At 37.7% G+C, this 24,248-nt stretch carries 22 protein-coding genes and 1 other annotated feature; all 22 genes read right to left on the bottom strand.

All coding sequences use genetic code 11. The features are described from left to right. Positions 1-144: 144 nt before the first annotated feature. On the bottom strand, positions 145-1,461 hold the full coding sequence (locus AM499_RS16970; protein ID WP_053591316.1) for a Na+/H+ antiporter family protein: 1,317 nt from the start codon (positions 1,459-1,461) through the stop codon (positions 145-147). 135 nt (positions 1,462-1,596) lie between these two features. Then, on the bottom strand, positions 1,597-3,585 hold the full coding sequence (locus tag AM499_RS16965; RefSeq protein WP_053591315.1) for an FtsX-like permease family protein: 1,989 nt from the start codon (positions 3,583-3,585) through the stop codon (positions 1,597-1,599). Then, on the bottom strand, positions 3,575-4,336 hold the full coding sequence (locus AM499_RS16960) for an ABC transporter ATP-binding protein (RefSeq protein WP_053591314.1): 762 nt from the start codon (positions 4,334-4,336) through the stop codon (positions 3,575-3,577). The genes AM499_RS16965 and AM499_RS16960 overlap by 11 nt, the downstream gene beginning before the upstream one ends. Positions 4,337-4,435: 99 nt before the next feature. After that, complete coding sequence (locus AM499_RS16955) at positions 4,436-5,287, bottom strand: sensor histidine kinase (protein WP_156316817.1); 852 nt, start codon at positions 5,285-5,287, stop codon at positions 4,436-4,438. A gap of 181 nt (positions 5,288-5,468) precedes the next feature. Next, positions 5,469-6,155: a response regulator transcription factor gene (locus AM499_RS16950; protein WP_082355381.1), complete on the bottom strand. Its 687-nt coding sequence runs from the start codon at positions 6,153-6,155 to the stop codon at positions 5,469-5,471. Between the two features lie 88 nt (positions 6,156-6,243). After that, complete coding sequence (tuf, locus tag AM499_RS16945; RefSeq protein WP_053591312.1) at positions 6,244-7,431, bottom strand: elongation factor Tu; 1,188 nt, start codon at positions 7,429-7,431, stop codon at positions 6,244-6,246. 117 nt (positions 7,432-7,548) lie between these two features. Further along, positions 7,549-9,627, bottom strand: coding sequence for an elongation factor G (gene fusA, locus AM499_RS16940; RefSeq protein ID WP_053591311.1), 2,079 nt, complete (start codon positions 9,625-9,627; stop codon positions 7,549-7,551). A gap of 51 nt (positions 9,628-9,678) precedes the next feature. After that, positions 9,679-10,149: a 30S ribosomal protein S7 gene (gene rpsG / locus AM499_RS16935; protein WP_053591310.1), complete on the bottom strand. Its 471-nt coding sequence runs from the start codon at positions 10,147-10,149 to the stop codon at positions 9,679-9,681. 44 nt (positions 10,150-10,193) lie between these two features. Beyond that, positions 10,194-10,616, bottom strand: coding sequence for a 30S ribosomal protein S12 (gene rpsL / locus AM499_RS16930; RefSeq protein WP_053591309.1), 423 nt, complete (start codon positions 10,614-10,616; stop codon positions 10,194-10,196). Positions 10,617-10,714: 98 nt separating this feature from the next. Continuing rightward, positions 10,715-10,963: a ribosomal L7Ae/L30e/S12e/Gadd45 family protein gene (locus tag AM499_RS16925; RefSeq protein WP_053591308.1), complete on the bottom strand. Its 249-nt coding sequence runs from the start codon at positions 10,961-10,963 to the stop codon at positions 10,715-10,717. A 125-nt stretch (positions 10,964-11,088) separates the two neighbouring features. After that, the gene (gene rpoC, locus AM499_RS16920) at positions 11,089-14,691 is read right to left on the bottom strand and encodes a DNA-directed RNA polymerase subunit beta' (RefSeq protein WP_053591307.1); all 3,603 of its coding nucleotides are present in this window, start codon (positions 14,689-14,691) and stop codon (positions 11,089-11,091) included. A gap of 116 nt (positions 14,692-14,807) precedes the next feature. Beyond that, positions 14,808-18,362 (bottom strand): DNA-directed RNA polymerase subunit beta, encoded by a 3,555-nt coding sequence (gene rpoB, locus AM499_RS16915; RefSeq protein ID WP_053591306.1) that lies wholly within the window; start codon positions 18,360-18,362, stop codon positions 14,808-14,810. A gap of 230 nt (positions 18,363-18,592) precedes the next feature. Continuing rightward, positions 18,593-19,195 carry a class I SAM-dependent methyltransferase gene (locus AM499_RS16910; RefSeq protein ID WP_053591305.1) on the bottom strand — a complete coding sequence of 201 codons (603 nt, stop codon included), beginning with the start codon at positions 19,193-19,195 and terminating at the stop codon, positions 18,593-18,595. Between the two features lie 78 nt (positions 19,196-19,273). Continuing rightward, entirely contained in the window at positions 19,274-19,636 is a 363-nt protein-coding gene (gene rplL, locus AM499_RS16905) for a 50S ribosomal protein L7/L12 (protein WP_053591304.1), read from the bottom strand. Positions 19,637-19,702: 66 nt separating this feature from the next. Next, on the bottom strand, positions 19,703-20,203 hold the full coding sequence (gene rplJ / locus AM499_RS16900) for a 50S ribosomal protein L10 (RefSeq protein ID WP_053591303.1): 501 nt from the start codon (positions 20,201-20,203) through the stop codon (positions 19,703-19,705). A 32-nt stretch (positions 20,204-20,235) separates the two neighbouring features. Next, positions 20,236-20,380, bottom strand: a sequence feature (ribosomal protein L10 leader region). A gap of 42 nt (positions 20,381-20,422) precedes the next feature. Then, positions 20,423-21,115 carry a 50S ribosomal protein L1 gene (gene rplA / locus AM499_RS16895; RefSeq protein WP_053591302.1) on the bottom strand — a complete coding sequence of 231 codons (693 nt, stop codon included), beginning with the start codon at positions 21,113-21,115 and terminating at the stop codon, positions 20,423-20,425. A gap of 128 nt (positions 21,116-21,243) precedes the next feature. After that, entirely contained in the window at positions 21,244-21,669 is a 426-nt protein-coding gene (gene rplK, locus AM499_RS16890; protein ID WP_053591301.1) for a 50S ribosomal protein L11, read from the bottom strand. Positions 21,670-21,927: 258 nt separating this feature from the next. After that, on the bottom strand, positions 21,928-22,461 hold the full coding sequence (nusG, locus tag AM499_RS16885; RefSeq protein WP_053591300.1) for a transcription termination/antitermination protein NusG: 534 nt from the start codon (positions 22,459-22,461) through the stop codon (positions 21,928-21,930). Between the two features lie 102 nt (positions 22,462-22,563). Further along, a complete protein-coding gene (gene secE / locus AM499_RS16880) occupies positions 22,564-22,749 on the bottom strand; it encodes a preprotein translocase subunit SecE (RefSeq protein ID WP_053591299.1) in 186 nt (61 codons plus the stop codon). A 45-nt stretch (positions 22,750-22,794) separates the two neighbouring features. Beyond that, positions 22,795-22,941 (bottom strand): 50S ribosomal protein L33, encoded by a 147-nt coding sequence (gene rpmG / locus AM499_RS21455; protein WP_082355294.1) that lies wholly within the window; start codon positions 22,939-22,941, stop codon positions 22,795-22,797. Between the two features lie 75 nt (positions 22,942-23,016). Continuing rightward, positions 23,017-23,661: an RNA polymerase sporulation sigma factor SigH gene (sigH, locus tag AM499_RS16875; RefSeq protein WP_053591298.1), complete on the bottom strand. Its 645-nt coding sequence runs from the start codon at positions 23,659-23,661 to the stop codon at positions 23,017-23,019. Positions 23,662-23,731: 70 nt separating this feature from the next. Next, entirely contained in the window at positions 23,732-24,241 is a 510-nt protein-coding gene (locus tag AM499_RS16870; protein WP_053591297.1) for an NYN domain-containing protein, read from the bottom strand. Between the last annotated feature and the right edge of the window lie 7 nt (positions 24,242-24,248).

Genomic DNA, 24,248 nt, shown 5'->3' with positions numbered 1-24,248 from the left:
ACTAATAAACTAGCTTCTTTAAGCCGTTTATCAGTATACAAAACTATCGCTATTATTTCAAATGAAACGATAAATTAAGTTGTTAATGCCTTTCTTCTATATATAAAGGACGCTCCATTAAATGAGCGTCCTTTTCTTCCCTAACTATAGAACATACATAACCGCGATCCATCCAAAGAGAACTAACGGTATGTTGTAACAAATAAATGTAGGTACACATGTATCCCAAATGTGATTATGCTGTCCGTCTACACTTAACCCAGCAGTAGGACCAAGAGTTGAATCAGAAGCTGGTGACCCTGCATCACCTAATGCTCCTGCTGTCCCAATCAAAGCAATGGTCGCTAGTGGACTCAATCCTAACTCCACTGATAGTGGTACAAAGATAGCTGCTATTATTGGAATAGTAGCAAATGAAGAACCAATTCCCATCGTCACTATTAATCCTATTATTAACATGATTAATACGGCCAAACTTACATTACCCTCCAATAACTCTGCAGACGCCTTCACTAATGATTCAACATGACCAGTGGCATTTATTACTGCCGCAAAACCATTTGCAGTAATCATTACAAACCCAACAAACGCCATCATACGCATACCTTCAGTTAACAATTGATCTGCTTCTTTCCATTTAAGAGCCCCACTTACATACAGAACAGTAATACCTGCAAGAGCCCCAGCAATCATCGAATCAGTTACTATTTGTACGTATAACGCTGCAATCAATGCGATAACTGTAAAGATTATACTACTTTTCTTCACATTTACCTCAAGTTCTTCTACGACAACATCCTCTTGCTTATAAACTCTTGGTTTACGATATAATACAAACGCTAGTACTAATCCAAAAACCATCCCTAATGCTGGAACAGCCATAGCTTTTGGAATATCACTAAGTGCAATCTCTAGACCAGACAATCCCATTTGTGTTGCTACAATTTGTTGATAAATCGCGCCAAATCCGTATGGAAGGAACATATAAGGTGTTATTAAACCAAACGCTAAAATACACGCAATTAATCGACGATCCACATGTAACATATTTAAGACTTTCAAAATCGGAGGAACTAACAAAGGAATAAAAGCGATATGAATCGGGATTAAGTTTTGTGAGAAGATCGCCATCATAAGTAACAATAAAAACACCAATACTTTAGCTAATCCTGCTTTCTGTGAATCTCCTTCTCTTTTCACAAGCTTCAATATGACCCCTACTAACAATTCCGGTATACCTGTTCTCGAAATCGCAACAGCAAAGCCCCCTAATAATGCGTAGCTTAACGCTATTGTCGCTCCAGCACCTAATCCACCCGTAAATGCCTCAATTGTTTCCGTGACTGATAGGCCGGCTGTAAGACCCCCTATAAGAGCACCTATAATTAACGAGAATACAACATTGATTCGAAGTAAACTCAATATCAACATAACTCCTACTGCAACTAAAACAGCATTCATATAAAACCCTCACTTTCGCACACTAGATTACTAATATGCTAAAGTTTAATAGTTCTTATTCCGATTGTCAATACGAAAACCCCTTTGCTATAAGCGCAAAGGGGCTTTTGTTCATATAAAGTTCTTATATTTTCCTTAAAGTGACTCATTTACTACTTTTCTATAGTAACCAATGGAAAGAAATGCAAATACAGAATATAAGACTACATATATACTCATGGTGATTAACAACGGTGCTACTAGCTCTGTACCAAAAAGCATCCAACCGGATTTCACCGCAAAGTAACTATGTGCTAGACCAATAACTAATGGTATCCCGAAGTTATACAATTGCTTTTTATAGATTCCTTTCATTATTTCGTTCGTTGTAAAGCCAATTTTTCTTAATATAGTAAAGGATGCCTTTTCTTCTTCCGCTTCGCTCATTTGTTTAAAATATAAGATACTACCCGTCGTCATTAAGAATGCTAAGCCTAGAAATCCTGTAATAAATATTACTAGCCCCATCATATCTAAAGTGGAAAGTCGATATTCTTCCTGCGAATCCATATTTATAACTTCATTCTCAGCATTATTTGCAGTTACTTCAAAATGACCATCATTCGTTGTTTCTTCATATATGGATTGAGTTTCTTCTTTTTTCGAACGATCCACTAAATCGATACCTACTTGTTTCGTCCAATTTGTTTGTTGCTGGATTAAGCTATCTTCTGTTAACTTTTCAAATTGAGCGTCCGAAACAACAATCATCATACCACCCCCGGTGAGATAGTATGCAAGTAATGATTCCTCTCTTATTTCTTTTATCGTAATAGACACGTCGCCATTAGTAGTAGTGAGCTGTACAGGCCTATTCCCTTCAATCTTCACAATTTCTGACAACATGTTGCTATAGCCTGTAACAAAGCCCTCTCCTTCTTCTAACGTAAGTCCAGGTATCACTTTTTGAGCATCACTCAATTTAGCCACCGGCATCTCTGTCTTTGTCATTATACTTAAGCCATTTGGAATATCACTCACATATAACTTCGAAGTATCTATCTCTACATCCAAGAGCTCTATCGTTGTTTCTTTGTAACTAATCTTCTTTTTCTCCAATTCATCCACAAAACTTTGTCCTTGATCGTTCAACAACACGTAGTCGAACGGAATATTTTGCTTTGCCATAGAACTAGCGGAATAATAAGAAATATAGGATAGACAAAGAATTCCCAAAGCAGTTGCAGATAAAACGGTAATTGTTGTGAGAGACATAGCATTCGATTTCATTCGATGCATAATCGGGGAAAGTGATAATACATCTTCAATAGACAAATGACCTCTTTTTTGCTTTCGAATTAAATTCATTAGGAATGCTACTGAAAAACGAAAAACAAAAAAAGTCCCGATAATTGTTGACCCTAAAATGCTAAGCATTTTAAACAGTAGTTCGTTAACATTATCACTTTCTATTTCAAATAGATTCGTTGACAAATAATATCCGTACCCAATCATTACAAGTCCGATAAAACCAAGAAACATTTGAAACCCACTAAATCTTTTAACTCTTGTATCAGCTGTTGCCGTTGCTGTAAATAATGCCAGTAAAGAAACACGTCTGATACTAAGCATCGTTTGAGCTAAAACTAAAATTAGAAGTACCAGAAATACTAATATCGTCATTTGTAATGCTTCGATCGAGAAGATTAACTCTACTAGAACATCTTTTTCTAAAATTCGCAGTAGTATCATCGCAAAAATTCTAGAAGTCAAAAAACCCAATGAAACTCCTATTCCAATTGCCCCGATCCATAAAATTGTATTTTCTAGCGCCAACAATCTTGTTACAAGCCCTTTTGACATTCCAATTAGTTGATACAATCCAATTTCTTTGCTTCTTCTCTTCATAAATAGACGGTTTGCATATAAAACAAAAAACACCACAATAAATAACAATAAATAGGATGCAGCTTTTAGGCCAGCTATTGCTTTTACGCCATGTGAAATTTCTACAACACTTGGATTGTATTGAAGTGTTACAAAAGAAAAATAAAGCATCACACTAAATATTAATGCAAAGAAATATAAGTAGTAATGCTTAATATTTTTCTTCATGCTGCGGAAAACTAATTGACTAAGCGTCATAGCCATCACCACCAAGCACACCTTGAATGTTCATGATTTCTTGAAAAAACTGTCCACGATCCTTTTCACCTTTATATAATTCTGTATACAATTGTCCATCTTTCAAAAACAGAACGCGTGAACAAAAGCTTGCTGCGACAGGATCATGGGTAACCATCATAATTGTTACTTTTTTATCTTTATTTATTTTCTCTAAGTTACTTAATAGTGCCGTAGCAGCTTTAGAATCGAGAGCTCCTGTGGGCTCATCTGCAAATACTATAGATGGATTGCTGATTAATGCACGTGCTGCTGAGGTTCTTTGTTTTTGTCCACCGGAAATTTCATTTGGATATTTATTTGCCAGTTCTTCTATCCCTAATGTTTTCGTTAGCTCTTTAAATCGTTCTTCAGACTCTTTTTTAGAGATTTTACTAATGGAAAGTGGTAATAATATATTTTCTTTTACTGTTAATGTGTCCAGTAAGTTATAGTCTTGAAAAATAAACCCTAATTGTTCTCTGCGAAAGTTGGATAATTCACGTTCCCTCATCGTACGTAAATTATGTCCACTAATTTCAATTACCCCTTCTGTCGCTTGATCAATAGAAGCTAGCACATTAAGTAATGTTGTTTTCCCAGAGCCTGATGGACCCATTATTCCAACGAATTCTCCTTCTTGTACGTCCATATTGATTCCTTTTAACACTTCTTGTGCCGATAACTTTTTACCATATACTTTTTTTATTTTACGACCGCTTAAAATAGTCATGTATTTACCTCCTACATTTTACTAACTTTATTGTACGGTTTTCTTTTCTATTAATCGTTCGATTTACATGACAAAAAAAGAAAGTAGATGACAATTTTGTCACCTACCATAAATTCTAGTCATTTCATTTTTTAATGGGAATTTAAGCGAAAAAATCGAGCCGTTATCTACTCTGGATTCAACGGTTATATCTATACCCAATTTGTCTGCGGCGTTCTTTGCTAGATAGAGCCCCATACCTGTAGATGCTATTGTTTCTCTTCCAGTCGTTCCTGTAAAAGACTTCTCAAATATACGAGGTAAGTCAGCAGAGCTTATTCCAATACCGAAGTCTTGAATATGTAAAATTGTATGTTTAGAACTATCCATTTGAGAAAAGACATGAATTTCTCCATTCTCTTTACTATATTTCACTGCGTTTGATAGTATCTGACGAACTATAAAGGATAACCACTTTTGATCTGTTAATACTTCCTCTTTCGATAGATCGATTTCAAAGCCTATACCCTTTTGCATACACCAAGCTTGCAGTTCTTTTATTTCTGCAGGTATAATTTTGTCAAAATTAATTGGCTCTATCAAGTAATCTTTTTCTAAAGATGGTAATCTTGTATGATGGAGCTGTTGGTCTAATAGTAAATGGACTCTTAGCCACTCAACCTCCAGTTTTTTCTTCACTTTATAATTTTCTACAGTATCTATCATGAGTTTCATACTTGTTAGAGGCGTCTTTACTTCGTGAATCCATGTTAACGTGCGGTCATTCTCTTCTAAATGTTCCACTCGCATATTGTTCAATTCTTCCTTAGCCACTATAAACAGTTCATCTAATGCAGTTGATAACCTTTTCTCAAAAGTAGATTTTCCTTCTGGAAGAGCAGCAAGTAACATATCTAGTGTGAATTCCTTGTCTATATTTACCTCTAACGATTTCAAAAAAACGGATTCCACTCTGTATCTCCAAATAAAAAATAGTATAAATGCCAATGAATTTATACCGTTAATATAAAGCAACGATATATTAAAAAAAGCGACGTCTAATGTCAATATAATATTTAACCAAATCTGCAAGCTTAGAAAAAAGAGAAGCCACGCTTTTCTTTCTTTTATGTACGCAATGAACACAATGTGTCTACTCCTTTGTAATAGCCATATAACCTAGACCTTTCTTCGTAACAATAACATCTTTTAAACCTATTTCCTCTAGTTTTAAGCGTAGTCTATTAACATTTACAGATAAAGTGTTGTCGTTTACAAAGCGCTCGTCATCCCATAATTTACGCATTAACTCATCTCTTGACACTATTTTATTTACTGATTGTATAAGAATACGAAGAATAAAAAGTTCGTTTTTTGTTAAATCAATTACTTGGTTATTGTATGTAATCTCACTTTTAGCAAAGTCAATAACTGCTTCATTCCAGCTATTTGTATCCATATTCTCTTCCTGATAATCATATGTTCTTCGTAATACGGCTTGGACCTTAGCTATCAATACGTCTAGATGAAATGGCTTTTGTACGAAGTCATCTGCACCCATTTGCATGGCCATGATGATATCCATCGGATGGTCTCGAGAAGACAAGAATATAATCGGTACTTTCGAAATATGACGAATTTCTCTACACCAATGGAAACCATCAAATGCAGGCAATTGGATATCTATAATAACTAACTGGGGTTTTTCTTCAATGAATGTATGAATTACTTTTTGAAAGTCGGCAGGTCTTATTACATCAAAAGACCATTGAATAAAACGATCTCTTAGCATATCAAAAATGGACTGATCATCTTCTATTAACAATATTTTTGTACTAATTGGAAGCACCTCCTATAAATAGTTTACACTATTTTGTACAAAAAAAATCCATCTCGTCGTCACGAGATGGATTTTATCAATTTATAAATTATTTAGTAATAGTAGCAACTACGCCAGCGCCTACAGTACGTCCACCCTCACGGATAGAGAATTTAGTACCTTCTTCAAGAGCGATTGGAGAGATCAAAGAAACTGTCATTTCGATGTTGTCTCCAGGCATAACCATTTCTACGCCTTCTGGTAAGTTACAAACGCCTGTTACGTCAGTTGTACGGAAGTAGAACTGTGGGCGGTAGTTTGAGAAGAATGGAGTATGACGTCCACCCTCTTCTTTTGAAAGAACATAAACTTCAGCTTTGAAGTCTGTGTGTGGTGTAATTGAGCCTGGTTTAGCTAATACTTGACCACGTTGGATTTCTTCACGAGCAACCCCACGAAGAAGTGCACCGATGTTGTCACCAGCTTCTGCATAGTCAAGAAGTTTACGGAACATTTCAACACCTGTTACAGTAGTTGATTTTGGATCTTCAACGATACCGATGATGTCTACAACGTCTCCAACTTTAACTTGGCCACGTTCAACACGTCCAGTTGCAACTGTACCACGACCAGTGATTGAGAATACATCCTCAACTGGCATCATGAATGGTTTGTCAGTTTGACGTTCTGGAGTTGGGATATAGCTATCTACAGCGTCCATTAATTCAATAATTTTTTCTTCCCACTCAGGCTCACCTTCAAGAGCTTTAAGAGCAGAACCTTTAATTACTGGAAGATCGTCGCCTGGGAAATCGTATTCAGATAGAAGGTCACGAATTTCCATTTCAACTAATTCAAGAAGTTCTTCATCGTCAACCATATCACATTTGTTCATGAATACAACTAGGTATGGAACACCTACTTGACGAGAAAGAAGGATATGTTCACGAGTTTGTGGCATTGGGCCATCAGCAGCAGATACTACTAAGATACCGCCGTCCATTTGAGCTGCACCTGTGATCATGTTTTTAACATAGTCAGCATGTCCTGGGCAGTCTACGTGAGCGTAGTGACGAGTTTCAGTTTCATATTCAACGTGAGATGTATTGATTGTGATACCGCGTTCTTTTTCTTCAGGTGCGTTATCGATATCAGCATATGATTTCGCTACTCCACCCATTTTTTTAGAAAGAACTGTTGCGATAGCAGCAGTTAGAGTTGTTTTACCATGGTCAACGTGTCCGATTGTACCGATGTTAGCATGCGTTTTGGAACGGTCAAATTTTTCTTTAGCCATTAGAGAGTGCCTCCTCAGTGATTGTTTGATTTTTTATGATAAAAGGTAGAGGGCGTACGTCCCCCTATCTTTTATACACTATAATTTAGTTATACTTGAATATTGGTGAAAATTCAATTATTCACCTTTATGTTTTTTAATAATTTCTTCCGAAATTGATTTTGGAACATCTTCATAGTGATCGAACACCATTGAGAATACTCCGCGTCCTTGCGTATTAGAACGTAAAGACGTTGCATATCCGAACATTTCAGCAAGTGGAACCATTGCACGAACTACTTGTGCATTACCACGAGCATCCATACCTTCAACACGACCACGACGAGACGTGATATCACCCATAATGTCTCCTAAATATTCTTCAGGAATAACAACTTCTACTTTCATGATTGGCTCAAGTAGAACTGGGTTTACCTTAGATACAGCATTTTTCAATGCCATAGATGCCGCAATTTTAAATGCCATCTCATTCGAGTCAACATCATGATATGATCCGTCGAATAATTTAGCTTTAATATCGATTAATGGGAAGCCTGCAAGAACCCCATTGTCAAGCGAGTCACGAAGACCTGCTTCAACAGCTGGAATATATTCACGTGGTACTACCCCACCAACGATTGCGTTTTCAAATTCAAAGCCTTTTCCTTCTTCGTTTGGAGAGAACTCAATCCAAACGTGTCCGAATTGTCCGCGACCACCAGATTGACGTACAAATTTACCTTCAACTTGTGCAGAATTACGGAAAGTCTCACGATAAGATACTTGAGGAGCACCTACGTTAGCTTCAACTTTAAATTCACGACGCATACGGTCAACTAAGATATCAAGGTGAAGTTCACCCATACCTGCGATGATAACCTGACCAGTTTCTTGGTCAGTGTGCACGCGGAATGTTGGATCTTCTTCAGCAAGTTTTTGTAATGCTTGACCCATTTTATCTTGGTCAGCTTTTGTTTTAGGTTCAACTGATAAAGAAATAACTGGTTCTGGGAATTCCATAGATTCTAGAATAACTAGAGCCTTTTCATCACACAGTGTATCACCAGTAGTTGTATCTTTTAATCCTACAGCAGCCGCGATATCTCCAGCATATACTTGTGAAATCTCTTCACGAGAGTTAGCATGCATTTGTAGAATACGTCCTACACGCTCACGCTTACCTTTAGTAGAGTTTTGCACATAAGAACCTGATTGAAGTGTACCAGAATATACACGGAAGAATGTTAGTTTACCAACATAAGGGTCAGTCATTACTTTAAATGCTAATGCAGAGAATGGCTCTGAATCATCTGAATGACGTTCTACTTCCTCTTCAGAATCAGGATCAATACCTTTCATAGCAGGGATATCTAGTGGTGATGGAAGGTATGCAACAACAGCGTCAAGAACTTTTTGAACACCTTTGTTTTTAAATGCAGTACCACATACTACTGGATAGAATTCTACGTTAAGAGTACCTTTACGGATACCGTTAACTAATTCTTCGTTCGTAACTTCTTCTCCACCAAGATATTTTTCCATTAGATCTTCATCAAGTTCAGCAACCGCTTCAACTAATTTTTCACGGTACTCTTCAGCTTGAGCTCTATATTCTTCTGGAATCTCTACTTCTTGGATATCAGTTCCTAAGTCATTACCATACACAGTAGCTTTCATCGTTACTAAATCGATAATTCCACTGAATTGGTCCTCTGAACCAATTGGTAATTGGATTGGATGAGCGTTAGCTTGTAAACGGTCACGAAGAGTTCCTACAGAATATAGGAAATCTGCTCCCGTTTTATCCATTTTGTTAACAAATACAATACGTGGTACGCCGTAAGTTGTAGCTTGGCGCCATACTGTTTCAGTTTGTGGTTCAACACCAGATTGAGCATCTAGTACTGTTACCGCACCATCAAGTACTCGAAGAGAACGTTCAACTTCAACAGTGAAGTCTACGTGTCCTGGTGTATCGATAATGTTTACACGGTGGTTGTCCCAAGCAGCTGTCGTTGCAGCAGAAGTGATTGTAATACCACGTTCTTGTTCTTGCTCCATCCAGTCCATTTGTGATGCACCTTCATGCGTTTCACCAATTTTGTGGATTTTACCAGTGTAATAAAGAATACGCTCCGTAGTAGTCGTTTTACCAGCATCGATGTGAGCCATGATACCGATATTACGTGTTTTTTCTAAGGAGAACTCTCTAGCCATATTGTATTTCTCCTTCCAATTTCGGATTAGAGTATGATTTTTAAATAAATCTTACCAACGATAGTGTGCAAATGCTTTGTTAGCTTCAGCCATTTTGTGCATATCTTCACGTTTCTTAACAGAAGCACCAGTGTTGTTAGATGCATCAAGAATTTCGTTAGCTAAACGTTCTTCCATCGTTTTTTCTCCACGAAGACGTGAATAGTTTACTAAGTAGCGAAGACCTAGTGTTGAACGACGGTCAGGACGTACTTCAACCGGTACTTGGTAGTTTGCACCACCAACACGACGAGCACGTACTTCAAGAACTGGCATAACATTGTTTAGTGCAGCTTCAAATACTTCTAAAGCGTCTTTACCAGAACGTTCTTTTACAAGATCAAACGCTCCGTATAGAATTTTTTGAGAAGTACCTCTTTTACCATCAATCATCATTTTGTTGATTAAACGAGTTACTAGTTTTGAGTTATAAATTGGATCTGGTAACACGTCACGTTTGGAAACAGGACCTTTACGAGGCATGTGTTTTCCTCCTTTCGACGAATGTCTATATTAATTATTTTAAATTAGTTTTTCTTTTCTTTCGGGCGTTTTGCACCGTATAAAGAACGGCTTTGCATACGACCATTAACTCCAGCTGTATCAAGAGCACCACGTACGATATGATAACGTACCCCTGGTAAGTCTTTTACACGTCCTCCACGGATAAGTACAACACTATGTTCTTGTAGGTTGTGTCCTTCTCCTGGAATATAAGCAGTAACCTCTAACGTATTTGTTAAACGTACACGCGCATATTTACGAAGTGCTGAGTTTGGTTTCTTCGGCGTCATAGTACCAACACGAGTACAAACCCCACGCTTTTGTGGCGAGTTAAGATTTGTAGCTGATTTTTTAAAGCTGTTATAGCCTTTTCCTAATGCTGGAGACTTTGATTTCGTGATATTGGATTTACGAGGCTTACGTACCAATTGGTTAATTGTAGGCATCGATTGTTCCTCCCTTCATTTGTTCTTGTTAATACCACACATCCAGGTGGTTCATTTTTTGGGTAAAAACAAAGTCTTTGTGTTTTACACAAAAACTGTTACACAGCAATAGCTACTACGGATGCGCCTATGCGCAATCCACATGCTTTGCCAAGATCTACTTTAGACTCGACGTAGTAGATAGGAACATTGGTTTCTTGTGCGATCGCTACTGCAAGTTCAATGATTCTTTCCTCTACATCTAGTGCAATATAAACTTCTTTGACAAGCCCTTGTTTCATTGCTTTTACTGTTTGCTTTGTACCTATGATTGTTTTTTTTGCTTGTTTCACTTTTTCATAAGACATTTTCATATCCTCCAAAGCTACAAGTCAGATAACTATCAACCTTAAATATATTATCATTCATATAATAAGGTGTCAACAATAAACATTAAAATATTAGGGAGAACTCTCTCCCTAATATTTATTTTTTATTCAGCGCTTACTGCTTCTTTACCTTTGTCTGCTTGATTAGTAGTGATTTCGATTTGGCGATAACGTTGCATACCTGTACCAGCTGGAACTAGTTTCCCGATAATTACGTTTTCTTTTAATCCTAATAACTCATCACGTTTTCCTTTGATTGCTGCATCTGTTAAGACACGAGTCGTTTCTTGGAATGACGCTGCAGATAAGAATGATTCTGTTTCAAGAGAAGCTTTAGTAATACCAAGAATAACTGGGCGGCAAGTTGCAGGAATTTTCCCGTTCAACACTGCTTCTTTATTTGCATCTGCAAATTGATGGATATCGAGTAATGAACCTGGTAATAGATCTGTCTCTCCAGCCTCGATTACGCGAACTTTACGAAGCATTTGGCGAACCATTACTTCGATGTGTTTGTCTCCGATTTCTACCCCTTGCATACGGTAAACTTTTTGTACTTCTTTTAGTAAGTACTCTTGAACAGTAGAAACATCTTTTACTTTCAACAATTCTTTTGGATCTACAGAACCTTCTGTTAATACCTGTCCGCGTTGAATTGCATCGTTTACTTGAACTTTCAAACGAGCATTGTACGGAGCTAAATATTTACGAGTTTCTACATTACCTTGAATTGTAATTTCTTTTTGACCTTCTCTAATTTCATCAATTTCAGTAACAATACCTGTAATTTCAGAAATAACAGCTTGACCTTTAGGATTACGAGCTTCAAAAATCTCTTGGATACGTGGAAGACCTTGTGTAATATCGTCTCCAGCAACCCCACCTGTATGGAATGTACGCATCGTTAACTGAGTACCTGGTTCTCCGATTGATTGAGCTGCAATAATACCTACCGCTTCCCCAACTTCTACCGTATCTCCAGTTGCTAAGTTTAAGCCGTAACATTTTTTACATACACCATGTTTTGTATTACATGTAAATGCTGAACGGATTGTTAACTCTTCGATACCTGCTTCTTCAATTAGACGAGCGATATCTTGAGTAATAAGTCCGTCTCTTGCTAAAATAACTTCATTTGTAGTTGGATGGTAAATAGTTTTCTTCGTATGACGACCAACAATACGTTCGCCAAACTCCTCAATAACTTCTGTACCTTCCATCAATGAACCTATTAGTAAACCACGATCTGTTCCACAGTCATCTTCTCGAACAATTACATCTTGTGCAACGTCTACTAGACGACGAGTCAGGTAACCAGAATCGGCAGTTTTAAGCGCTGTATCGGCAAGACCTTTACGAGCACCGTGTGTTGAGATGAAGTATTCAAGTACCGTTAATCCTTCACGGAAAGATGATTTAATCGGAAGTTCGATAATACGTCCAGCCGGGTTGGCCATCAGTCCACGCATACCCGCAAGTTGGGTGAAGTTAGATGCGTTACCACGGGCACCTGAGTCACTCATCATGAAGATAGGGTTCATATTATCAAGTGATTTCATCAGTTTATCTTGAATAACTTCTTTTGCTTTACTCCAATGTCCGATAACGCTAGCATAGCGTTCTTCTTCCGTGATAAGACCACGGCGGAATTGTTTCATTACTTTATCCACTTTACCTTGTGCTTCTTCAAGAATTTCACCTTTGTCTGGAAGTACGACAATATCAGAAATACCAATTGTAATTCCAGCTTTAGTAGAATATTTAAATCCTAGCGCCTTCATACGGTCAAGCATTTTAGAAGTTTCCGTGATATGGAAACGTTTAAATACTTCAGCAATGATATTTCCAAGGATTTTTTTCTTAAATGGTTGAACAAGTTCCATAGATTCAATATGTTTCTTCACATCAGTAGTTGTAGAAACAAAGTATTTTTCAGGAGTTTCAATTTGTAAATTGAAATCCGTAGGTTCGTTAATATACGGGAACGTTTCTGGTAGTATTTCATTAAAAATTACTTTACCAACAGTCGTTAATAATAACATTTTGTTTTGTTCTTCCGTAAACGTTTGGTTATTTAGTGATGATGCAGCGATTGCAATACGTGTATGCAAATGCACATGACCAGTATTGTATGCAATTAGAACTTCTTGTGGACCATAGAAAGTTGAACCTTCTCCAGTAGCACCTTTACGCTCAAGTGTTAAGTAATAGTTTCCTAATACCATATCTTGAGATGGTGTAACAACAGGTTTTCCATCTTTCGGGTTCAAAATGTTTTGTGCTGCAAGCATTAGTAAACGAGCTTCCGCTTGAGCTTCTGCTGATAAAGGAACGTGAACAGCCATTTGGTCACCATCGAAGTCAGCATTATATGCTGTACATACTAGAGGGTGAAGACGAATAGCACGGCCTTCTACTAATGTTGGTTCAAATGCTTGAATACCTAGACGGTGAAGAGTAGGTGCGCGGTTTAATAAAACCGGATGCTCCTTAATTACATCTTCTAGTACATCCCAAACTTCTGTGTGCATTCTTTCAATTTTACGCTTTGCACTCTTAATGTTGTGAGCTAACCCACGTTCAACTAATTCTTTCATAACAAATGGTTTGAATAGTTCGATAGCCATTTCTTTTGGAAGACCACATTGATACATTTTTAAGTTTGGACCTACTACGATAACCGAACGACCAGAATAGTCTACACGTTTACCAAGTAAGTTTTGACGGAAACGACCTTGTTTCCCTTTTAGCATATGAGAAAGTGATTTCAATGGACGGTTACCAGGACCTGTAACAGGACGGCCACGACGACCATTATCAATCAATGCATCTACAGCTTCTTGTAACATACGTTTTTCGTTCTGCACGATGATGCTTGGAGCACCAAGATCCAACAAACGTTTTAAACGGTTATTACGGTTGATTACTCGACGGTACAAATCGTTTAAGTCAGATGTAGCAAAACGTCCACCATCTAATTGAACCATTGGACGTAATTCTGGTGGAATTACCGGAAGTACATCTAGAATCATCCAATCTGGTTTGTTGCCAGAATTACGGAAAGATTCCACTACTTCTAAACGTTTAATTGCACGAGTACGACGTTGACCTTGAGCAGTTTTCAACTCTTCTTTTAAGTTTTCTGTTTCACTTTCTAAATCAATCTCTTGAAGTAGACGTTTAATCGCTTCTGCACCCATTGCAGCTTGGAATTTCGTCCCAAACTTATCACGGTATGCACGATATTCTTTTTCAGAAAGTAATTGTTTCTTTTCAAGTGGTGTATCCGCAGGTTCGATTACTACATAAGAAGCAAAATAAATTACCTCTTCAAGTGATCTTGGAGACATATCCAAAATTAGACCCATACGGCTCGGAATACCTTTGAAATACCAAATATGTGAAACTGGTGCAGCTAATTCGATATGTCCCATGCGTTCACGACGTACTTTTGCACGTGTTACTTCCACTCCACATCGATCACATACTACACCTTTGTAACGAACTCGTTTGTATTTACCACAGTGACATTCCCAGTCTTTTGTAGGACCAAAAATACGTTCACAAAATAGCCCGTCTTTTTCCGGCTTTAGTGTTCGATAGTTGATTGTTTCTGGTTTTTTTACTTCCCCGTAAGACCATGAACGAATTTTATCAGGTGAAGCTAAACCAATTTTCATATACTCAAAATTATTAACATCTATCAAGGAGCCTACCTCCCTTTAGTCTTGTGTCTTTGAAAGACATTCCAAGTAGCTCTGCATTATGCAATTTTATACGGAAATACGGACAGGCATCACCTGTCCGATTTCTATTTTATTTCTTATTCCGCTGTACCGACTGGTTCCTCTTCATTCGCATGTGGCAAAATTCCAAGCGCATCAGCAGCAGGAATATCGTCATCTTCATCTAAATCACGAAGTTCAATTTCTTCTTCGTCAATCGTTAACATTTTAACGTCCATACCTAAACTTTGTAATTCTTTAATCAATACTTTGAATGATTCTGGAACTCCAGGTTCTGGTACACTTTCACCTTTAACAATTGCTTCATACGTTTTTACACGCCCAACAACGTCATCGGATTTAACAGTTAAAATTTCTTGCAATGTATAAGCAGCACCATAAGCTTCAAGTGCCCATACTTCCATCTCTCCGAAACGCTGACCACCAAATTGCGCTTTCCCTCCAAGAGGTTGTTGCGTAACTAGTGAGTAAGGTCCAGTTGAACGAGCATGAAGTTTATCATCAACCATGTGGGCAAGTTTGATCATATACATAACCCCTACAGAAACGCGGTTATCAAATGGTTCGCCTGAACGACCATCGTATAAAATTGTTTTACCATCACGGTTAAGTCCTGCTTCTTCCATCGTGTTCCAAACGTCTTCTTCGTTGGCACCGTCAAATACTGGTGAAGCCATATGAACACCTAAAAGTCTAGAAGCCATACCTAAGTGAAGCTCTAATACTTGACCAATGTTCATACGTGAAGGTACACCAAGAGGATTTAACATGATATCAACTGGTGTTCCATCTGGAAGGAATGGCATATCTTCTTCTGGAAGGATACGCGAGATAACACCTTTGTTACCATGACGTCCAGCCATTTTATCCCCAACGGAAATTTTACGTTTTTGAACAATATAAGCGCGAACTAATTGGTTAACTCCTGGAGATAGCTCATCACCATCTTCACGATTAAATACTTTTACATCTAGGATAATCCCACCAGCACCATGTGGTACACGTAGAGATGTATCGCGAACTTCTCGAGCTTTTTCACCAAAGATAGCATGTAGTAAACGTTCTTCTGCAGTAAGTTCTGTAACCCCTTTTGGTGTTACTTTACCAACTAAGATGTCACCATCACGAACTTCAGCACCGATACGGATAATTCCACGGTCATCTAAATTGCGTAATGCATCTTCTCCGACGTTTGGAATGTCTCTCGTAATTTCTTCTGGCCCAAGCTTCGTATCACGTGATTCTGATTCATATTCTTCAATATGCACTGAAGTATATACGTCGTCTTTCACGAGACGTTCACTCATAATAACAGCATCCTCATAGTTGTAACCATCCCATGTCATAAAGGCAACTAGCACGTTACGACCTAATGCTAATTCTCCTTTTTCCATAGATGGACCATCTGCAAGAATATCAAGTGGTTTAACACGATCTCCAACTTTCACAATTGGACGCTGGTTAATCGATGTACCATGATTCGAACGTTCAAATTTGTGCACTTTGTAAGAAGTTAAGTCACCTTTTACTTCTTTTCCATCCACTTCTTCGATGCGACGAACTCTAATTTCTTTAGCTTCAACATGCTCAACAATTCCATGATACTTTGCAATTACAGCAGCACCAGAATCACGCGCATTCACATGTTCCATTCCTGTTCCAACAAATGGAGCTTCAGGATTTAACAATGGAACAGCTTGACGTTGCATGTTCGCTCCCATTAGGGCACGGTTCGAGTCATCATTTTCTAAGAAAGGAATACATGCAGTTGCAGCAGAAACTACTTGTTTCGGCGAAACGTCCATGTAATCGATTTGTTCTCTTCTAAATACTGTGTTATCGCCACGGAAACGTCCTACTACTTCTTCTTTCGCAAATGCACCTTCATCTGTTAATAGAGAATTTGCTTGCGCTACTACATAGTTATCTTCTTCATCAGCAGTTAGATAATCAATACGAGAAGTTACTAGACCTGTTTCAGGGTCAACACGACGGTATGGAGTTTCAATAAAACCAAATTTATTCACTTTTGCAAAGCTAGAAAGTGAGTTAATAAGACCAATGTTTGGACCCTCAGGTGTTTCAATCGGACACATACGACCATAGTGAGAATAATGAACGTCACGTACTTCAAAGCCAGCACGCTCACGTGTTAAACCACCAGGCCCAAGAGCTGATAGACGACGTTTGTGCGTAAGTTCAGCAAGTGGATTTGTTTGGTCCATGAACTGAGATAATTGCGAGCTACCAAAGAATTCTTTAATAGATGCAATAACTGGACGAATATTGATCAACTGTTGTGGAACAATTGATTGTGTATCGTTGATAGACATACGCTCACGTACTACACGTTCCATACGAGAAAGACCAATACGGAATTGGTTTTGTAGTAATTCTCCAACTGAACGTAAACGACGGTTACCAAGATGATCAATATCATCTGTGTTTCCAACATTAAATAATAGGTTAAAGAAATAACCAATAGAAGAAACGATATCAGCAGGCGTAATGTTTTTAACTTCATTTTCCACATACGCATTGCTAATTACATTAATTTCTTTTTGTTCTTCATCATTTGGCGCATATATTTTAATCGATTGAATTGTAATATCATCTTCTAAAACACCACCTACTTGAGATAATGTTCTAAATCCGATTCCATTTTCCAAATGAGGAATTAGTCGATCTAATACTCTTCGATCAATAAGAGTACCAGCTTCTACTAAAATTTCTCCTGTTTCTGGATCCACTAGCGTTTCCGCTATTGTTTGGTTAAACAAACGATTTTTAATATGCAATTTTTTGTTCATTTTGTAACGACCAACGTTTGCTAGATCATAGCGTTTTGGGTCAAAGAAGCGTGAATATAACAAGCTCTTTGCACTTTCAACAGTTGGTGGCTCACCAGGACGTAGACGCTCATAGATTTCAAGTAACGCTTTTTCAGTCGTTTCCGTGTTGTCTTTTTCAAGCGTGTTACGTAAATATTCATTATCACCAATTAAATCGATGATTTCTTGATCTGATCCAAAGCCTAATGCGCGAAGTAAAACAGTAACCGGCAATTTTCTTGTGCGGTCGATACGAACATATACAACGTCTTTTGCGTCGATTTCGTATTCTAACCATGCACCACGGTTCGGAATAACTGTTGCTCCAAAACCTTTTTTACCGTTTTTGTCTGTCTTGTCGTGGAAGTAAACACTTGGTGAACGGACTAACTGAGATACGATTACGCGCTCAGCACCATTTATTACGAAAGTACCAGTTTCAGTCATTAGTGGGAAATCACCCATGAAGACATCTTGTTCTTTCACTTCGTCCGTTTCTTTGTTGTGGAGACGTACTTTTACGCGCAATGGAGCAGCGTATGTTGCGTCACGTTCTTTTGATTCGTCGACTGAATATTTTGGATCATTTAAACTATAGTCGACAAATTCAAGTGATAGATTGCCTGTAAAGTCCTCGATTGGAGAAATGTCTCTGAACATTTCACGTAAACCTTCTTCAAGGAACCATTCGTAAGATGCTGTTTGAATTTCGATTAAATTCGGAAGTTCAAGCACCTCACTAATACGCGCAAAACTTCTGCGGTGGCGGTGTTGTCCGTACTGAACTAGTTGACCTGTCAACTCATTCACCCCTCAATAAAGCTATAATTGGGTCTTTTCGATATGAACAAATTAGTGTATGATATCGAAAGACAAAAAGAAAACGAGTTCTAAATTAAGAGCTCATTTTTTATTAATCAAACTTTTTCTCGGCCAGTATACCCATATTTACTCCATTTAATTCAAAAGGGCATACTACCTCAAAATAATATTTTTGCATTTTATTATAATATCATAGCGATTTTGTCAAGTCAATCTTTTGTAGCTTTTAAAATCCAATATCCTTTGACTTTAACTACTACTTTCACTTGACCAAAAATCTCTTCCAAATGACTAAAAGTAGATGGTGCCCCTTGTTTCTTTTGAATCACAACCCACAATTCTCCCCCTGAAACCAACTTTTCATAGGATTCATTGTAAAAACGAAAAATAGTTTCTTTTCCAGCGCGAATCGGTGGATTAGTTATTATAGCCGCAAAGTTTGCAGTGTTTACTGCTGACAACCCATCACTTTCATAGATTCGTACATTTTGTATCCCGTTCGCAGCAGCATTTTTTTCTGCAAGTTGGATTGCACGTGTGTTAACATCTACTAAATGAACTGTTCTTCCTTCATTTGCTTTCGCAATGGAAAGACCGATCGGACCGTATCCACACCCTACATCGAGAAAGTCTCCTTCTCGTTCCGGCGCTTCAAAAGCATCGATTAATACACGGGAGCCAAAATCTACTTCGCTTTTACTAAATACACCAGCATCTGTTTCAAACCGAAAATTATGTCCAAGTAACGTAAAATTCCACTGACGTGGTTTACTTTCAGTTTGAGGTTTTCTAGAGTAATAGTGATCAGACACCGAATAACCCTCCATAATATACATACGAAGAAAAGCCCGTCGGTAAATGACGAGCTTTTTTCTTCATACTGTACAAAATTACTTAACTTCTACGTTAGCGCCAACTTCTTCAAGTTGAGCTTTGAAAGCTTCCGCTTCATCTTTAGAAATGCCTTCTTTAAGTGGTTTTGGAGCGTTATCTACTAATTCTTTAGCTTCTTTCAAGCCAAGACCAGTGATTTCACGTACTACTTTGATTACTTTGATTTTTTGATCTCCAGCAGAAGCAAGGATTACATCAAATTCAGTTTGCTCTTCAGCTGCAGCAGCACCGCCACCTGCAACCATTGCTACTGGAGCAGCAGCTGTTACACCAAATTCTTCTTCGATTGCTTTTACTAAGTCGTTTAATTCTAGAACTGTCATTTCTTTGATAGCGTCTAAGATTTGTTCTTTACTCATTTTGTTTTCCTCCTATAATGGATAATTTAGGCTATTTGCCTTATTTTAATTGTTAAGCCGCAATAATTATGCGCCTTGCTCTTCTTTTTGTTCTGCAACAGCTTTTGTTGCAAGCGCAATGTTGCGCATTGGTGCTTGAAGTACAGATAGAAGCATAGAAAGAAGACCTTCGCGTGATGGAAGTTCTGCTAATGCTTTAACGTCCTCAGCAGATGCTACAGTACCTTCGATGATACCAGCTTTAATTTCAAGCTGTTCGTTCTTTTTAGCAAAATCGTTAATGATTTTTGCAGGTGCAACTACGTCTTCGTTAGAAAATGCTACAGCATTAGGACCAACAAGATGTTCATTAATCCCGTCAACACCAGCAAATTCAGTCGCGCGGCGTGTAAGTGAGTTTTTGTAAACTTTAAATTCCACACCAGCTTCACGAAGTTGTTTACGTAATTCAGTTACTTGCGCAACATTTAAACCACGGTAGTCAACAACTACTACAGAAGCAGCAGCTTTAAACTTTTCTGCAATTTCTTCAACTTGCACTTTTTTAGTTTCAATTGCTTTGTTCATTTTGGCACCTCCTATAAGAATTGGCCATTTATACCGACAAAAGAAAAGCCTCTGGATCTACGGATAGACACAGAGGCAGAAAGTCATCATCTAATAAGAATCTGAATTTGCATGTCCTCGGTAGGATATTAAGTGACAAGTCACTCCTACTGTCTTCGGTACAAATGTATATTTCACAACAAAAGTCATCTTATCAGATAGACTTATGATTGTCAATTATTATTTTACTGATTGAGTATCAATTTTTACAGCTGGACCCATAGTAGTTGTAACATTTACAGACTTCATGTAAACACCTTTTGAAGCAGCTGGTTTAGCTTTTTGTACTACTTCAAATACTGCTAAGAAGTTTTCTACTAATTTGTCGTCTTCGAAAGAAACTTTTCCGATAGGAGCGTGAATGATACCAGCTTTGTCAGCGCGGTATTCTACTTTACCAGCTTTAATTTCTTCGATAGCTTTTGTTACGTCAAATGTAACAGTACCTGTTTTTGGGTTTGGCATTAAGCCTTTTGGTCCAAGTACACGACCGATTTTACCAACTTCACCCATCATGTCTGGTGTCGCAACGATAACATCGAAATCGAACCATCCTTGTTGGATTTTGTTGATGTATTCTACATCACCTGCGTAGTCTGCACCAGCAGCTTCTGCTTCTTTTAGTTTTTCGCCTTTAGCAAATACTAATACGCGTTGTGTTTTACCAGTTCCGTTTGGAAGCACAACCGCTCCACGGATTTGTTGGTCATTTTTACGAGTATCGATTCCTAGACGGAAAGCAACCTCTACAGTTGCATCAAAATTAACTGTGCTCGTTTTTTTAGCAAGTTCGATTGCTTCTTTAACTGAGTACAATGCATTACGGTCAACTAGTTTTGTAGCTTCTTGTAATTTTTTACCTTTGTTAGCCATTTAAAATGTCCTCCTTGATAGTGGTTTTAGCGGAATAAACCTCCCACGTGTAAAGGTTGCAGTTATTCTTAGGAACAACTACAACCTTCCAAAAAACAATTGCGTCATATCAAAATGCACATTAAGTATTAGTCTTCGATCGTAATACCCATGCTACGTGCAGTACCTTCAACCATCAACATAGCTGCTTCAACAGATGCTGCATTTAAATCTGGCATTTTTTGTTCTGCGATTTCGCGAACTTTATCACGTTTCACTGTCGCCACTTTTACGCGGTTTGGTTGACCTGATCCAGATTGAATACCTGCTGCTACTTTAAGTAACACTGCTGCCGGCGGAGTTTTTGTAATGAAAGTAAATGAACGATCTTCAAATACAGAAATTTCAACCGGAATGATTAGACCTGCTTGATCTGCAGTACGTGCGTTGAACTCCTTACAGAATCCCATGATATTAACACCCGCTTGTCCTAATGCAGGACCAACCGGTGGCGCTGGGTTTGCTTTACCAGCAGGAATTTGTAATTTAACAACTTTAATCACTTTTTTAGCCACGAGACACACCTCCTTAAGTCCGTGATGTGGTAATTGGGTTGCCCCTCCCACTCAAATATCTGTCTCTCAGCGAATTGCCGATAACATTATAAAAATTCATGCAGACTAATTTTCAGTCTGACCTTTGAAATGATACCACTATTTTCAACCTTTAGCAAGTAACAATGGAAAATAATATTTTTTGGCGTGAACTAGCTCAAAATTTAAACGTATCATTTCTGATTGTATAAAAAGCTTCTGTACCCAGTCCGACAAGAATTATATCTTTGTTAATTGATCGAAGTCTAACTCCATATTAGTTTCACGACCAAACATATCAACTGAAACAGTTACTTTACCTTTAGCAGTATCGATTGTTTCTACTTTACCTTGGAAATGAGCAAATGGTCCTTCTAGCACTTCTACTAATTCACCGATTTCAATATCAATTTCCACTTTACCTTCGGTATTACCCATTTGTTTTAACATAGATTGAACTTCTTCAGGAGCTATAGGAGTTGGTTTTGTCCCTCCGCCAGATGAACCTAAGAATCCTGTTACACCAGGTGTATTTCGAACTACATACCAAGCATCATCCGTCATAATAAGTTCAACGAATACATACCCAGGAAAAGTTTTTCTCGTTACAACACGTTTTTTTCCATCTTTAATATCTGTTTCTTCCTGTTCAGGGATGTATACTCGGAAAATTTTATCTTGCATCCCCATAGTTTCTACACGTTTTTCTAAGTTTGCTTTTACTTTATTTTCATACCCAGAGTAAGTATGAACGACATACCAATTTTTTTCCATAGTTGACGGACTAATCGTCCTTCCCTCCTTTTCTCAGACAAATGAAAAAACCCGTTCGTTTAAATAAGACGGGCTATTTCAAAAATATTAACATACTACATTTTATAAATCCAAATACCAACGGAAAAGTTCTGAAATCCCTAAATCTACTACAGCAAAGAATACAGCCATAATTACAACAGTTGCAAGTACAATCATTGTATATTTCGTAAGCTCTTTCTTTTTTGGCCAGCTCACTTTTCTCATTTCGGACATTACATTTTTAAAGAATCCTCCAACATTAGCCATTCTAGCTAAACCTCCACACGGAAAATCTATCTTTTTTTTACATACTCATAATGTTTGTTTATGAAGTGTATGCTCGTTACAGTGCGAACAATATTTTTTTAGTTCTACACGTGTTGCACTTTCTTTCGATGTAGGAAACGAATAATTTCGGTTTCCACATTTCTCACAACTCAAGACAATTTTCTTTGTCATTTTCTCACCTTTTTGGCGTGTAATCTTTTTCAAGATTATCATTTTACTAATTCAGTGTCAACAAAATCCCAGTGTTTAGGCATAATTACTACCAATCTCCATATATCTCTCTAGCTTACGTTTCACTCGCTGGAGTGCATTGTCAATTGATTTTACGTGCCGATTTAGTTCTTCTGATATTTCTTGATAAGACTGCCCATCCAAGTATAGCGCTAGAACTTGTTGTTCCAGTTCACTTAAAATTTCTGCCATTTTCTCTTCCATATAATCATAGTCTTCTCGATTGATTATCAATTCTTCCGGATCATCTATTACCGAACCGGCAATCATATCCATCAATGTCCGATCCGATTCTTCATCATAGATTGGCTTGTCCAGCGAAACATAAGAATTAAGTGGAATATGTTTTTGACGTGTAGCAGTTTTTATCGCTGTAATGATTTGTCGAGTAATACATAACTCTGCGAAAGCTCGAAAGGATGCTAGCTTTTCTTCTTTAAAATCACGAATCGCTTTATATAATCCTATCATACCTTCTTGAAGAATATCTTCCTTGTCTGCTCCTATTAAAAAATAGGATCTGCCTTTCATTCGAACGAAAGAACGATATTTCGTAATTAAATAATCAAGCGCTTCAGTGTTACCTTGATGAACCATCTCTACAAGCTCCTCATCTTGTAAACTATCTAATTGTTGTAGATTATGTTCGATCTTTTCCAATGAAGTCACCTCTGCAAGTTTACGATAGTTATCACAAGTATACAGGAAGAAAATTTATCCAGTCAATGCATCATTTCATTCCTCTTCGCCATTTTTCGAAAATTTCTGCAATTTCGTCCGTTAGAGGGATCTTGGAAGACGGCTTATTATCTTGAATATACCTCACTTTTTTCGTTATATTCGACGATATAGCCGTCATTTCAATTTCAAATTCTCGAGCAGATTTTCTTAATGCGCCTTGTCCAAAAATAACTCTTTGCTCCGTCATATCAGAAGTAGCTACATAAATTTCTATTTTTCTACCACTTAATTCTCTTGTAAGCTTCTCAATTCGCTCATCTGCTGTTTCGTTTGTTCGAGTAAAAATAACTTCTACATCACGTTGCTTCTGCTTATTTTCAATTCCCGGAACTAAATGTGCGTCAAATACGACAATTACACGAATACCCGTAAACGCTTTATATTCAGCCATCAGTTCCAGAAGTCGGTCTCTTGCGTCTAGTAGTTTTTCTTGCTTTAAAACTCTTAACTCTTTCCATGCGCCGATGATATTATAACCATCGACAAGAAGAATTTGCATCAGGTTA

This window comes from Bacillus sp. FJAT-22090 (assembly GCF_001278755.1).
Taxonomy (GTDB): domain Bacteria; phylum Bacillota; class Bacilli; order Bacillales_A; family Planococcaceae; genus Psychrobacillus.
This window is presented reverse-complemented; position numbering and strand designations above follow the sequence as displayed.

Excerpts from the sequence above, each read along its gene's own strand:
- rplA (WP_053591302.1), bottom strand. The coding sequence starts at position 21,115 with ATGGCTAACAAAGGTAAAAAATTACAAGAAGCTACAAAACTAGTTGAC.
- AM499_RS16960 (WP_053591314.1), bottom strand. The coding sequence starts at position 4,336 with ATGACTATTTTAAGCGGTCGTAAAATAAAAAAAGTATATGGTAAAAAG.
- rplJ (WP_053591303.1), bottom strand. The coding sequence starts at position 20,203 with ATGAACAAAGCAATTGAAACTAAAAAAGTGCAAGTTGAAGAAATTGCA.
- AM499_RS16870 (WP_053591297.1), bottom strand. The coding sequence starts at position 24,241 with ATGCAAATTCTTCTTGTCGATGGTTATAATATCATCGGCGCATGGAAA.
- rpsL (WP_053591309.1), bottom strand. The coding sequence starts at position 10,616 with ATGCCTACAATTAACCAATTGGTACGTAAGCCTCGTAAATCCAATATC.
- fusA (WP_053591311.1), bottom strand. The coding sequence starts at position 9,627 with ATGGCTAGAGAGTTCTCCTTAGAAAAAACACGTAATATCGGTATCATG.
- AM499_RS16970 (WP_053591316.1), bottom strand. The coding sequence starts at position 1,461 with ATGAATGCTGTTTTAGTTGCAGTAGGAGTTATGTTGATATTGAGTTTA.
- AM499_RS16965 (WP_053591315.1), bottom strand. The coding sequence starts at position 3,585 with ATGACGCTTAGTCAATTAGTTTTCCGCAGCATGAAGAAAAATATTAAG.
- rpmG (WP_082355294.1), bottom strand. The coding sequence starts at position 22,941 with ATGACAAAGAAAATTGTCTTGAGTTGTGAGAAATGTGGAAACCGAAAT.
- rpsG (WP_053591310.1), bottom strand. The coding sequence starts at position 10,149 with ATGCCTCGTAAAGGTCCTGTTTCCAAACGTGACGTGTTACCAGATCCA.
- rplL (WP_053591304.1), bottom strand. The coding sequence starts at position 19,636 with ATGAGTAAAGAACAAATCTTAGACGCTATCAAAGAAATGACAGTTCTA.
- secE (WP_053591299.1), bottom strand. The coding sequence starts at position 22,749 with ATGGCTAATGTTGGAGGATTCTTTAAAAATGTAATGTCCGAAATGAGA.
- tuf (WP_053591312.1), bottom strand. The coding sequence starts at position 7,431 with ATGGCTAAAGAAAAATTTGACCGTTCCAAAACGCATGCTAACATCGGT.
- AM499_RS16925 (WP_053591308.1), bottom strand. The coding sequence starts at position 10,963 with ATGTCTTATGAAAAAGTGAAACAAGCAAAAAAAACAATCATAGGTACA.
- nusG (WP_053591300.1), bottom strand. The coding sequence starts at position 22,461 with ATGGAAAAAAATTGGTATGTCGTTCATACTTACTCTGGGTATGAAAAT.